This is a genomic window from Chloroflexus sp., from assembly GCF_034435895.1.
Classification (GTDB): domain Bacteria; phylum Chloroflexota; class Chloroflexia; order Chloroflexales; family Chloroflexaceae; genus Chloroflexus.
Genome location: NZ_DAOTWH010000058.1, coordinates 1 through 12,204 on the forward strand (window position 1 = coordinate 1; position 12,204 = coordinate 12,204).

General features: G+C 59.3%; 17 protein-coding genes, 1 pseudogene and 1 riboswitch. Of the genes and pseudogenes, 13 read left to right on the forward strand and 5 right to left on the reverse strand.

The window, feature by feature from the left end; translation table 11 throughout:
* On the reverse strand, window positions 1-182 hold a 182-nt coding region (locus U9R81_RS03475), incomplete at its 3' end, for a hypothetical protein (RefSeq protein WP_322494133.1).
* A 108-nt stretch (window positions 183-290) separates the two neighbouring features.
* On the opposite strand from U9R81_RS03475, the gene U9R81_RS03480 reads away from it, so the two are divergent.
* Window positions 291-590: a hypothetical protein gene (locus U9R81_RS03480; protein WP_322494134.1), complete on the forward strand. Its 300-nt coding sequence runs from the start codon at window positions 291-293 to the stop codon at window positions 588-590.
* Between the two features lie 18 nt (window positions 591-608).
* Here U9R81_RS03480 and fabG read toward each other — a convergent pair whose 3' ends face one another.
* Both fabG and U9R81_RS03490 read right to left on the reverse strand, forming a co-directional pair.
* Window positions 609-1,352 (reverse strand): 3-oxoacyl-[acyl-carrier-protein] reductase, encoded by a 744-nt coding sequence (gene fabG / locus U9R81_RS03485; protein WP_322494135.1) that lies wholly within the window; start codon window positions 1,350-1,352, stop codon window positions 609-611.
* A 93-nt stretch (window positions 1,353-1,445) separates the two neighbouring features.
* Complete coding sequence (locus U9R81_RS03490) at window positions 1,446-2,633, reverse strand: acetyl-CoA C-acyltransferase family protein (RefSeq protein WP_322494136.1); 1,188 nt, start codon at window positions 2,631-2,633, stop codon at window positions 1,446-1,448.
* A 218-nt stretch (window positions 2,634-2,851) separates the two neighbouring features.
* Between U9R81_RS03490 and U9R81_RS03495 the strand changes: the two genes are divergently transcribed.
* The 6 genes and pseudogenes from U9R81_RS03495 (at window position 2,852) to U9R81_RS03520 (ending at window position 7,959) form a co-directional block, all read left to right on the forward strand.
* Window positions 2,852-3,400, forward strand: a complete 549-nt coding sequence (locus U9R81_RS03495; protein ID WP_322494137.1) for a GNAT family N-acetyltransferase — start codon at window positions 2,852-2,854, stop codon at window positions 3,398-3,400.
* Between the two features lie 464 nt (window positions 3,401-3,864).
* Window positions 3,865-4,221, forward strand: a pseudogene (locus tag U9R81_RS03500) (class I SAM-dependent methyltransferase); the annotation flags it as partial.
* 79 nt (window positions 4,222-4,300) lie between these two features.
* A riboswitch (SAM riboswitch) is annotated at window positions 4,301-4,407 on the forward strand.
* 74 nt (window positions 4,408-4,481) lie between these two features.
* Entirely contained in the window at window positions 4,482-5,678 is a 1,197-nt protein-coding gene (locus tag U9R81_RS03505) for a PLP-dependent aspartate aminotransferase family protein (protein WP_322494138.1), read from the forward strand.
* Window positions 5,679-5,680: 2 nt separating this feature from the next.
* Window positions 5,681-6,625, forward strand: coding sequence for a methylenetetrahydrofolate reductase (locus U9R81_RS03510; RefSeq protein ID WP_322494139.1), 945 nt, complete (start codon window positions 5,681-5,683; stop codon window positions 6,623-6,625).
* 65 nt (window positions 6,626-6,690) lie between these two features.
* Window positions 6,691-7,467: a type I methionyl aminopeptidase gene (map, locus tag U9R81_RS03515; protein WP_322494140.1), complete on the forward strand. Its 777-nt coding sequence runs from the start codon at window positions 6,691-6,693 to the stop codon at window positions 7,465-7,467.
* Window positions 7,468-7,695: 228 nt separating this feature from the next.
* Complete coding sequence (locus U9R81_RS03520; RefSeq protein ID WP_322494141.1) at window positions 7,696-7,959, forward strand: hypothetical protein; 264 nt, start codon at window positions 7,696-7,698, stop codon at window positions 7,957-7,959.
* A 3-nt stretch (window positions 7,960-7,962) separates the two neighbouring features.
* Here the strand turns inward: U9R81_RS03520 and U9R81_RS03525 are convergent, their stop codons facing one another.
* Window positions 7,963-8,406 carry a hypothetical protein gene (locus U9R81_RS03525; RefSeq protein WP_322494142.1) on the reverse strand — a complete coding sequence of 148 codons (444 nt, stop codon included), beginning with the start codon at window positions 8,404-8,406 and terminating at the stop codon, window positions 7,963-7,965.
* 152 nt (window positions 8,407-8,558) lie between these two features.
* Here U9R81_RS03525 and U9R81_RS03530 point away from each other — a divergent pair, with 152 nt between their 5' ends.
* Genes U9R81_RS03530 through U9R81_RS03545 form a run of 4 tightly spaced genes read left to right on the forward strand, consistent with a single transcriptional unit; the run spans window position 8,559 to window position 10,378 of the window.
* Window positions 8,559-8,714, forward strand: coding sequence for a hypothetical protein (locus U9R81_RS03530; protein WP_322494143.1), 156 nt, complete (start codon window positions 8,559-8,561; stop codon window positions 8,712-8,714).
* A gap of 22 nt (window positions 8,715-8,736) precedes the next feature.
* On the forward strand, window positions 8,737-9,033 hold the full coding sequence (locus tag U9R81_RS03535; protein ID WP_322494144.1) for a YggT family protein: 297 nt from the start codon (window positions 8,737-8,739) through the stop codon (window positions 9,031-9,033).
* Window positions 9,030-9,416 carry a hypothetical protein gene (locus tag U9R81_RS03540; protein ID WP_322494145.1) on the forward strand — a complete coding sequence of 129 codons (387 nt, stop codon included), beginning with the start codon at window positions 9,030-9,032 and terminating at the stop codon, window positions 9,414-9,416. The genes U9R81_RS03535 and U9R81_RS03540 overlap by 4 nt, the downstream gene beginning before the upstream one ends.
* A gap of 14 nt (window positions 9,417-9,430) precedes the next feature.
* A complete protein-coding gene (locus U9R81_RS03545) occupies window positions 9,431-10,378 on the forward strand; it encodes an ABC transporter substrate-binding protein (protein WP_322494146.1) in 948 nt (315 codons plus the stop codon).
* 10 nt (window positions 10,379-10,388) lie between these two features.
* Here the strand turns inward: U9R81_RS03545 and U9R81_RS03550 are convergent, their stop codons facing one another.
* A complete protein-coding gene (locus tag U9R81_RS03550; protein WP_322494147.1) occupies window positions 10,389-10,802 on the reverse strand; it encodes an META domain-containing protein in 414 nt (137 codons plus the stop codon).
* Window positions 10,803-11,062: 260 nt separating this feature from the next.
* Between U9R81_RS03550 and csx15 the strand changes: the two genes are divergently transcribed.
* On the forward strand, window positions 11,063-11,449 hold the full coding sequence (gene csx15, locus U9R81_RS03555) for a CRISPR-associated protein Csx15 (protein WP_322494148.1): 387 nt from the start codon (window positions 11,063-11,065) through the stop codon (window positions 11,447-11,449).
* Between the two features lie 10 nt (window positions 11,450-11,459).
* A partial coding sequence (locus U9R81_RS03560; RefSeq protein ID WP_322494149.1) for a cysteine desulfurase family protein occupies window positions 11,460-12,204 on the forward strand: 745 nt, incomplete at its 3' end.

Consider the following 12,204-nt stretch of genomic DNA (forward strand, 5'->3'; position numbering starts at 1 on the left):
CTACCGGGAGGCGCCACCACAATGGTGAGCGGCGCATCGAGCGCCACCGCCAAGCGCTGCTCGACCCGCACCCGGCGCACGCGGTGCAAGGGCGCAGGCGGCGGCAAGAGACGGGGCCGTAAGAGATATTCGTTATACTCGCCTGTAACCGCTTGTGATACCATGAGAGCGGCAGGGTTCATCAAGGGCAATGTGGCTCATCGCCATTCCAAGATTGGGTTGCGCGATGCATGGCTCTGTCCATTACCTCATCTTGCCAACATTGCCTATTGTACACAGGGTCAGATACAATGCCGAACAACGAAGAACGCGAGCGCCCAACTTCCAACCGTCCGGTCATGCCGGATCTGTCTGATCCGATGTTCCAGTCGTTGCGGGTGTGGAACGAACTCCTCGCCGCGAGCACGGATATGGCCTTCGACATGGTGCTGAAAAACTGGGACTACAGTCGCAGTTTGCGCCATTCGACCGAACAAGCCGTCGCCGACGCAATTCGCACCCAACAGCGTCTGAACCAAGAGATGATGCAGGCGTGGCAAGGCTACGTCGGCGATATTCAGTCGATTATCGAACGCATGCGCAAATCGTAGCGACAGCACCAACGACACCTACATATAGACACCGCCATTCACGTTGATCTGCTGGCCGGTGATGTAATCGCCGTCGGCGGCCAAAAACACGACGGCTTTGGCAATCTCTGCGGGCAAGCCAAACCGGCCCATCGGGATGCGGGCCTTGATCTGTTCTTGCACCTGTTCGGGCACTTTGGCTAGCATATCGGTGATGGTAAAGCCGGGAGCGAGCGCATTAACGGTGATATTGTGCTTGGCCAGCTCGAGCGCTGCCGTCTTGGTAAAAGCGATAATCCCGCCCTTTGACGCCGCATAGTTGGCTTGGCCGAAATTGCCGGCCTGCCCGACAAACGAGCTGATATTAATGATCCGCCCGTATTTGCGCTCGATCATGTGCGGCATGACGGCCGTAGTGCAGTAATAGACGCTATTGAGATTATTTTGGATCACCGTGCTCCAATCGTCATCGGTGAGCCTACGCAGGGTGCGATCGCGAGTAATGCCGGCGTTATTGACCAGAATATCGACATGCCCCCAGCGATCGAGCACCTGCTGCACCATTGTGCGCGCCTCATCGGCTTGGCTCACATTGGCGCGGACAAGCATCGCCTCGCCGCCACCCGCTTGGATCGTGTCAACCACCTCTTGCGCAGCAGCCACACTACTGTTGTAATTCACCGCCACCTTAGCGCCCTCAGCGGCCAATGCGAGAGCAATGGCCCGCCCGATTCCGCGCGAAGCGCCGGTCACAATCGCGACCCGGCCGGTTAACTTGCCCATCCAGCCTCCCAACCAACTTCACTTCACGTTATATTCCTTGAGCGAGCACCCTCAGATCGAGTGCTCGCTCGTAACCCAACAATTGTAGCACACCTACATGCGCTCAAAAATCGCAGCAATACCCTGCCCGCCACCGATACACATCGTCACCAGTGCATAGCGCCCGCCGGTGCGGTGTAGCTCGTGAATAGCCTTGACCGTGAGAATGCAGCCGGTGGCGCCGATTGGGTGACCAAGCGAAATGCCGCTGCCATTGGGATTGGTGCGATCCATGGGCAAGCCCAAATCACGGATCACGGCCAAGGCTTGGGCGGCGAAGGCCTCGTTGACCTCGAAGAGATCGATATCGTCGATCCGCAGGCCGGTGCGTTCGAGCAACCGGCGCACCGCTGGCACCGGGCCGATACCCATATACTTTGGTTCGACGGCAGCGTTGCTATAACCGACCAAGCGGGCCAACGGCTTGTAGCCGCACCGTTCGGCGGTGGCGCGATCCATCAGCACCACTGCTGCGGCGGCATCGTTAATGCTGGAAGCGTTGCCGGCGGTGACGGTGCCATCTTTCAGGAACACAGGCCGGAGCTTCGCCAACTTATCGATGGTTGTATCGCGGCGCACCCCCTCATCAACGGTGAATTGGGCCGTGCCGCCTTTGACCTTAATCTCGACCGGCACAATCTGATCGGCGAAGCGGCCCTCTTCGATCGCGCGGGCTGCGCGCATGTGGCTTTCGTAAGCGAGCTGATCTTGATCTTCGCGGCTAATCCCCCACTTCGCCGCCACATTCTCGGCGGTCACACCCATGTGGCAATCATCGAACGGATCAGTCAGCGCGCCGACCATCATATCAACCACTTTCGAGTCGTTCATCCGCGCACCGAAGCGCATAGCCGGCAAGCTGTAGGGGCCGCGGCTCATACATTCAGAACCGCCGGCCACCGCGGCATTAACATCACCCTGCAAAATATACTGCGCCGCCGAGACAATTGCCTGCAACCCGCTCCCGCAGAGCCGGTTGAGGGTAAAGGCCGGCGTTTCGACCGGCAACCCGCCGCGCACCGCCGCGTAGCGCGCCATATACATATCGTGCGGTTCGGTATTGATCACGTGGCCGAACACAACATGCCCAATCTCGTCAGGTTGCACACCGGCGCGCGCAACCGCTTCGCGCGTCACCAATGCCGCCAGTTCAGTGGGAGGGGTGTCTTTGAGACTGCCACCGAATGTGCCAATAGCCGTGCGCACGCCGCTTAGCACGACGACTTCGCGCTTTTCGCTCATGACGACCTCCTTGCGACGGATCGCCGGGCGACTCCGCCGGTTGCTACTGATCCAAGGAACGGTTACAATTATACCAGTTTCGATAACACGAGCGGTGGGGAGAATTGACCATTTCAAAGCGATGTTGCACGGCGTAACCCGGCTGTAACTTCATGTGGTATATTTCACACACTTCGATATGAAACTGTCCCTCATCAGCACACAGCAGGAGGCTGGGCATGGCCCTACGCAGTGAAGCGATAAGCAATGCAGCACTCAAAGATGGCCGGCAGGTGACGATTCGCCTGCTGGCTGAAAGTGATCGGGCGGCGCTGGCCGATTTCGGCCTCAGTCTGCCGAAAGATGATCTGCTCTATCTGGAAGAAGATTTCACCAATCCCGAGATTATTGCCCGCTTGGCCAACGCCTCGCACGCCGAGAATTGGCGGCAGATCATTGCGCTGGCCGACGATGGCTCGATCGTGGCCTACACCTCGGCGCGGCGGGTGCCCGGCTGGTCGAACCATGTGGCCGAACTGCGCCTGATCGTCAAGCCGGGTTGGCGGCGCAGCGGGTTGGGGATGCAGATGGCGCAGGCGATCGTCGAGGCAGCGCGTGAATTGGGCGCGCAAAAGGTAACGGTCGCCATGCTGGCCGCACTCAAGGCCGGCCAAGCCATCTTCTCGCGCTTGGGCTTTGCCGTTGAAGGGCAATTGGCCCGCCACGCGATCGATCGCAACGGCGAGTTGCACGATGTGGTGATTATGTCAGCCTTCCTGCGGGTGTGATAGCGATATAATGGGGCGAGACATGGTAGAGTCCCGCCCCACTATAATTCTTGAAATACTCTATGCTGAACCCGCTACGCAACCTCCCCGAAGAAATCAAACGACCGCTACGCAGTGTGCGCAATAGATTCCAGCAGTTCAGAAACCTTGTTCAATATCGTGGCACAGGTCGTTTCTGCCCCGTTTGCCAACGCGAGTCGCGCGCATTTGCCCCTTACGGAAGAGCAAAGCGCCAAGGCGCGATGTGCGTTTATTGCGGTTCGTTGGAACGCCACCGCTTATTATGGTTGTACCTCACCAAGCAGACCAATCTTTTTGATGCACAGCCCAAAAACGTTCTGCATGTCGCTCCTGAACCATAGCTTTGAGCCGATCTTCCGGCGCCGCTTGGGCAAAGGCTACCTCACCGCAGATTTACTCGATCCCCATGTCATGGTCAAAATGGATATTACCAATATTCTGATCAATATTTCGATGTTATTTTGTGTAGCCATGTACTCGAACACGTGCCTGATGACCGCAAAGCGATGCGCGAATTTTGGCGAACACTCAAGCCAACCGGCTGGGCGATCTTGTTGGCGCCGATTATGGCTGAAACAACCTTTGAAGATCCCACGATCGTTGACCCAAAGGAACGACTGATTGCGTTTGGGCAAGAAGATCATGTGCGCAAGTATGGCCACGATTATCTTGATCGGTTGCGCGAAGCTGGGTTTACCGTATCGGTCACAACGGTAACTGATATGGTTCCCGATCACGAGACAGCGCTACGGATGGGGTTGACCGCCGAGAGCGGCGAGATTTACTATTGCACGCGCTGAGGGCAAGAGGCTATCTCGCCCCGACAGATTGACAACCCTCATTCGTTCCTGCTATACTTTTCCCAATTGCAGAACGCTGCACTCATCCAGAGCGGTGGAGGGACCGGCCCGATGAAACCGCGCCAACCCGGCGGATCAGCGCCTGGCGGGTGGCAACTCCGGCAGCACGAAGCTGGCAGATGAGAGGAGAGCGGCGTCTTCTCGCCCCCCGGCAGAAGCGCGTCATCTGATCTCTCGTCGCCCCGATGAGAGGTTTTTTTATGCCCACCAACCAAGCTCCCGGCCTCAGTACAGCCGCCGTCCACGCCGGCGAACCGCGCCGGCGCGCGTTCGACTCGATTACGCCGCCGATTGTGCAGAGCGCAACCTACACCTTCCGCGATAGCGCCGAGCTGATCGCCTTTCAGTCGGGCGAACTTGAGCGCGAAGAGTATGGCCGGTACGGCAACCCCACCGTGCGCGCCGTCGAGGACCGCCTCGCCGCGCTGGAATCGCCGGATGCGCCGGCCGCAGCGTTGCTCTGCGCTTCCGGGATGAATGCGCTGACCACCGTCATGCTGGCGATGCTCCCCGCCGGCAGCCATGTGATTCTGACCGATGACGGCTACCGCCGCACCCGCCAGTTTGTCCGCACGATGCTGGCCCGCCTCGGCGTGACCCACAGCGTCGTAGCAGCGGCTAGCCCGGCGGCCATCGCTGCCGCGATCGAGCCGGGCCGCACCCGCTTGATCATCACTGAAGCGCCGACTAACCCCTACCTGCGGGTGATCGATCTGGTCGCGGTGGCGACCATTGCCCGCGAACACCGGATCAAGACCGTGATCGACGCTACCTTCGCCACCCCCTACAACCTGCGCCCGCTCGACTACGGGATCGATCTGGTGGTGCATAGTTGCAGCAAGTATCTGGCCGGCCACAACGACCTGCTGGCCGGGGTGATCATTGGCCGCCCGCCGATCATTAGCGCGCTGCGCGAGACGCAAGGCATCCTCGGCGGGATCTGCGATCCGCACGCGGCTTACCTGCTAGGTCGCGGTCTCAAGACCTTGGCCTTGCGCATGGAGCGGCACAACCAGAATGGGCAGGCAGTGGCCGAATTTCTCGCCCGCCACCCGCGTGTGACCAAGGTGCATTATCCCGGCTTGCCCGATCACCCCGATCACGCCATTGCCCGCGCCCAAATGCGCGGCTTCGGCGGCGTAGTCTCGTTTGAAGTATCCGGCGATCTGCACAGCGCAATGGCTGTCGTTGACCGGCTGCGCTTGCCCTACATCGCCCCTAGCTTTGGCGGGGTCGAAAGTCTGGTTGAACAACCGGCGCTCATGAGTTACTATGAACTGAGTAGTGAAGAACGGCTAGCGGTGGGCATCCGCGATAATCTGATCCGGCTCTCGTGCGGGATCGAAGATGCGAACGACCTGATCGCCGATCTGCAACAAGCCCTTGCCGACGAATAGCTATGCACTCTACCTTGCAACGCCGGCTAGCTGCCGGCCAGGTTGTAATTACCGGCGAGATCGCGCCGCCAAAGGGGGCGGCCCGCGCGCACCTTGAAACCCTCGCCACGAACATTCGTGATTATGTCGATGCGGTCAATCTGACCGATAATCAGCGCGGCATTGCCCGTATGTCATCGTTGGGGGGAAGCGTGATCTTGCAGCAACTCGGCATCGAGCCGATTATGCAGATGACCTGCCAGCACCGCAACCGGATCGCGTTGCAAGCCGACGCATTGAGCGCCTCGGCGCTCGGCGTGCGCAATCTGCTGGCGATGACCGGCGATCATCCCCGCATCGGCGACCATCCCGACACCAAGAATGTGCTCGATCTCAATTCGTTCCAACTGATCCGCATGCTGCGCACTTTGCGCGATCAGGCCACCTTTCAGGCGGGTACGCCGTTGAAAGAAGCGCCGCGCTTCTTTATTGGCAGCGTAGCCAACCCGAATGTCGAACGGGCGACGCGGCTGGAAAAGAAGATCGAAGCCGGGGCCGAGTTTGTCCAGACCCAGTTGATCTTCGATGTGAACCGCTTCCGCCACTGGATGGCCGACGTGCGCGCTGCCAGCTTGCACCAGCAGGCCTACATTCTGGCCGGCGTCATGATCTTGCGCCGGCCCCAGTCGGCGATCTACTTGCGCGATCACCTGCCCGGCACGCTGATGCCCGATGCAGTGATCGAGCGCATGCAGCGCGCCGCCGACAGCGAAGCCGAGGGGATTGCGTTAGCCGCCGAGCTAGTCAATGAACTGTTGAGCATTGACGGAGTGGCCGGCGTGCATATTATGTCGGTTGACTGGACGCGGGCCATTCCGCGGGTGGTGGAACAGGCCGGCTTGCTGCCGCGCCCGCCCGCGCCGGCAATTGAGGAGGGAGTGGGAAGCAGGGAGAAGGGATGCAGCTGAAGGGACTCATCTGATCTGTGCTATAACATTAGGTAGCATCTGCTGAAGCGATAGAGAGTAAACCGATGGCGATCATCCTTAAATCTCCCGCTCAAATTGAACTGCTGCGCGCCGCCGGCCAATTGGTGCGGCAGACGTTCAACGTGCTGCGCGAACATATTCGCCCCGGCGTGACCACCGCCGAACTCGACGCGATTGCCGAGGAGTTTATCCGTTCGCGCGGGGCCGAGCCGGTGTACAAGGGCTATGTCCCCGCTGGCCGGCGCAACTACATCCCGCCCTTCCCCGGCGCGATCTGCGCCTCGATCAACGACGTGATCTGCCACGGCATTCCCAGCAAGCGCGACCGGCTGCGCCAAGGCGATATTGTCGGCATTGACATCGGCTTGCGCCTGAACGGCTGGATCGGTGACGCTTGCGAGACCTTTGCCGTCGGCGAGGTGGATGACGAGACGCAACGGTTGCTTGATGTCACCCGCCGCTGCCTTGAATTGGGCATCGAGCAGGCGCGGGTGGGCAACCCGCTGCGCGCGATCGGCGCGGCAATCCAGCGTTACGTCGAAGCCAACGGCTTTTCGGTAGTGCGTGAGTATACCGGCCACGGGTTGGGCCGCAATCTGCACGAAGAGCCGACGATTTTGCACTACGATGACCCCAATCAGACCCGCAAAATCGTGGCCGGTATGGTCTTTACGATCGAGCCGATGATCAACGCCGGTAAAGCGACGACCAAAGTCGATCGCGACGGTTGGACGGTGCGCACCGCCGATGGCAAGCGGTCGGCCCAGTTTGAGCATACGCTGGCGATCACCGAAGAGGGGCCGATCATTCTGACCGCGTAACATAAAGGTGCAAAACAAGCAAAGACGCAGAGGGATGATAAACGCCAAGGCGCGAAGAGCGCAGAGCACGCAGAGACCTTTAACGCCAAGGCGCGAAGAACGCAGAGCACGCAGAGAATCTTTCAGCAGGTGGGGCAAGAGCACGCTTGGGATGATGTCCTAAATAACCTTGCGTCTTTGCGTTACATAACCTTGGCGCACGTTGCGTTCTTGCCAAGGGAGAAAGCCATGACGCTGGAAGAAGAACTGATCGCGGCCTTAGCGAGCGGTGACAAGGAGCGGGCGAAGACTATTGCGCGCGAGCTGCACGCACGCGGCCTTGATGCCGCCGCGATTGAAACGGCCTTGGCCGCGCAACCGCACCTTGAAGATCAACTCTGGGCCACCCTCAACGAAGTCATCCCGATTTCGCGGCGGGCCTTGAAGCGGCGCGCGATTCGGGCAGCGGAAGAACGCGACTGGGGCGACTGGGAAGAGGGCCGCCGCCGGTAACGGTCAATGCACGCGGTAGAGGACGATGGTTTGCGCGCCGCTGGTATCGCGCAGCATAATTTCAACCCGATCCGGTTGCACGATCCCGCGCGAGAGCGGATCGTAATTCGCCGCCCCTTCGACGTAGTAGTAATAGATATGGCCTTCGTAGCGGAAGCCGCGCAGATTGCTGGCCCGGATCGCCACCCCCGGCTTGACCTCAATCAACGGATCGACGATCGCGCCGCTCAGCCGGCCCTGAATCTCGCGCGTAAGGGGCGTCAGATCAGGTGTGGCAGCCAATGGCGTACGCGCTGGCATCGCGCCCAGCAACCAAGCGAGCACACCCAGCAGCAAACAAAGTTCTAGGCCTATCATCACCGTAAAGAGGCTAAACCGTCGCCAGCGGAATAGTCCCTTGATCGCAACACGCTGCTCTGCGCCGGCTGACACCATTGGCTTGATCATTTCGATCTCTCCGTGCCGATTGCTGAGTTATCACTGCTCGCGGCTGCACCGAAATGTAGGTAGAGCAAGTGCTTATACAGTGTAACAAACTCCGGTTATGAATGCTATAGGTCGCTAGTCATATTTCGCTGAGAAATATCCACGATTCTGGTATGATTCGTTACGATGAGACTGACGACGAGTATACAGGGATCACCGTTCTCTTGCCATTGCCAAGCACGCTTGAGCCGGGGATTGCTTCGCCGCCGGCTTGCAGCCGGACACGGCAGTACCTTTGCTTTTACAATGAAAGAGACGAAGAGCGGTAACCATTTGTTCCAAGGAGCTGCCATGCTGTTAGGACAGAGATTGAGAGTACGCGATGCGATTGCCCTGCTCGGCGGCGCGCTGAGCGGGTTGCTAATCGCGCGGCTCGTGCTCAAGCTGCTCGCCGCGCGGCCCGATAGTCCGGCCATTACGTGGCTCTACGCGCTGTCCGGGCCGCTCGTGGCGCCGTTCGCCGCGCTCGACCGCGGCCAGCCGCGCTTTGGCGCCATACTGGAGCTGAGCACATTGACCACCTTAATCATCGTAATGATCATCACCGGGTTAGGCTGGCTGTGGCTGGGAAGGATGCGGCCATCGTGACCGATTGTCTCTTGAGCATCTTGTATTGGTTGGGCATTTTGATGCTGATTGGCGTCACGCTTGCTGCAATTGTGCTCTGGCTGATCGGGCGACGTCTCCGCAGCCTCAATGTCCCACCCACCGCCGGCTTTTTCGAGACCATGCACTACTTGCCGATCGCACTGCCGATCGCGCTCGACCTACTCGATTTAGGGTTAGACGTGCTGGCAGCGCCGATCAGTTGGGTCATCCTCGACCGGCTCGGCTTGCGCGGGTTGCGCAACAAAGCTGCGGTCGAGGCGCTGATCCCATTCACCCAGCCGATCCCGGTCTTTACGATCGGCTGGCTGATTGCCCGCTTGACGGGATTGGGCAAGACGATCATCTTTGAAGAACAGCAGTAGGCGAGGGAAGGCGTATGGCACAGCAAATCACACTGGCCCTCGATTGGACGCCAAACACGAATCACATTGGCTTCTATGTAGCGATAAGCAAGGGATGGTATCAGAATGCCGGTTTGGACATGGTGTTGCTTTCACCAGAAGACGACAATTATCAGACCACGCCCGCGGCGAAAGTAGCGCAAGGCGATGCCATGCTAGCCATTGCGCCATCTGAAAGCGCGTTGAGCTACTATCTGCACCCTGCCAAGCCGTCGCTCGTCGCGATTGCGGCCATCGCGCAGCGCGATACGAGTGCGATTGTTACCTTAGCGAGCAGCGGGATCGATCGGCCAGCGAAGCTAGATGGACGTCGCTATGCGTCGTACAATGCCCGTTTCGAGCGGGCCATCGTCGCGCAGATGATTCGCAACGATGGCGGCAAGGGCGACTTCGAGGAAATCTTCCCGCCGAAACTCGGCATTTGGGAGACTCTGTTGCAAGGTATGGCTGATGCGACGTGGGTGTTTTTACCATGGGAAGGGGTGCAAGCCAGACGCGCCGGCATCGCGCTCAATGCTTTCCGGCTCGACGATTATGGCATTCCTTACGGTTATACGCCGATCCTCCTTGCTCATCCGTCAGCAGTGCGCCAACACAGCGCTGCGTTGCGCGCCTTCCTTGCCGCCACCGCCGCAGGCTATCGCTTTGCCGTTGAGCACCCCGCTGAAGCGGTTGATCTGCTGATCGCCACTGCCAACCATCCGGCCTTGACCGAGCGAGCGTTCGTTGCCGAGAGTCTGGCCGAATTAGCCCCCGCCTTGCTCACCGCCGATGGCCGGTGGGGGATAATGGACGGCGAGCGCTGGCGGGCATTTGTCACGTGGATCGAACAGCAAGGTTTGGTAGTTGACCGCAATGGCCAGCCGATCCCGCTGGCGCCGGAGACGTACCGCGCACTGTTTACGAATGATCTGTTAGAGTAATGATATCGGTTTACAGAGCCTGAAAGCGCAAGAGTACGTTGCCATCGCGATCGAGCAACGAGAGCACACTGTTCTTGAGTTCGTAGCGAGCGGCGGCGGCCAGAGCTTGATGGAAGGCCTGCTCTTGCGCGGTGATCGCATCATCGGCGCACGCAATCAATGTGCTTACCATCTGGCTAAAAACAATGGTTGCGCCTTCAAGCCGGTAGCTGCCGCCAAAGGCGTTGCAGCCGGCAAACCCGCTGGCGCGATTGTCGGGACCAAACGTGATTGTCAACGGCTGGCCGGCAACAACCGGCGGCTGGCCGTTGATCTCGATCAGTTGCCATTGGCGGTTGGCGAGATTGGCTGCCGGCGCGGCATTGCCGCAGGCAGCGATCAGCAGCGTCACTAAGAGCAGCAAAGCAGGGCGGAGAAGAGGCATCGCGCCGTATCCTTTCAACATCACGCACAAACATTGACACCGGTATGCAGACGGGAACACCCCGGCAAAAGTTCCAGCTTTGAACCAGCGCAGCACCGGCGCGCTTTGGGTTACAATACTGCTAAGGGTAAAGAATTTTCAAGCGCAAGCTCACGGAGCAATAAGCAGGATAGCGTCCGTATCCGAAGGCAGGTAGATGTAGCTGCGCAGGACCCTGCAACCAAACTTACAATAAGATTATGCAACTAACGGAATCGCCTATGATTGTGTTAAACTTTGCGCATCCATTAACCGCTGCCCAGCAAGAACAGATTGTTGCGTTGACCGGACAAGCGATCAGCCAAATAATAGAAATAAACAGCCAAATCGATCAGCAACAACCGCTGGGGCCGCAGATCATAACACTTGTAGACAAAGCAGGGCTAACCCCTAAGCAGTGGCAGAGTGAAGCAATACTTGTCAATCTACCATCGTTAAATTTCAGTGCGGCTACCCTCATAGCTGAATTACATGGGCGGATGGGCTACTTTCCGCCTGTACTATGCTTGCGTCCGGTAGCCGGCGCGTTGCCGCCGCGATTCGAAGTGGCAGAAATCCTTAATCTGCAAGTTTTACGCGACGAAGCACGTATGCGCCGCGCCCAATAGAGCATTGCGTATGAACGATCGCCTGATATATCTCGACCACGCTGCGACCACGCCGCTCGATCCACGTGTACTTGAGGCGATGATGCCATTCCTGACCGGTATGAGCGGGAATGCGTCGAGCATTCATCAAGTGGGGCGCGCGGCGCTGCAGGCGCTTGACGATGCGCGTGAGCAAGCGGCGCTGGTGTTGGGGTGCCAGCCGAAGGAGATCGTCTTTACCGGCGGCGGCAGCGAGAGCATCAATCTGGCGATCAAGGGTGTAGCGATGGCCTTGCGCGCGCAGGGCAAAACCCATCTGATCAGCAGCGCAATTGAGCACCACGCCGTGCTGCACGCGCTCGATTATCTGGTGGAATACGAAGGATTCAGCGTCACGTTGCTGCCGGTCGATCGCAGCGGGAGGGTGAACCCTGCCGATCTGGCCGCAGCCATTTGCCCAGAAACGGCGTTGGTCTCGGTCATGTACGCCAACAACGAGACCGGTGTGATCCAGCCGATCACCGAGCTGGCTGCCATCTGCCACGAGCGCGGGGCGCTCTTTCATACTGATGCGGTGCAAGCTCCCGGCCAGTTGCCGCTCGATGTGCAGGCACTCGGCGTCGATTTACTCAGCCTAACGGCGCACAAGTTTTACGGGCCGCAGGGAGTGGGCTTGCTCTACCTGCGCCGCGGCACGCCGTTGGCGCCGCAGATCAACGGCGGCGCGCAAGAGCGGCGGCGGCGGGCCGGCACCGAGAATATCGCCGGGATTGTGG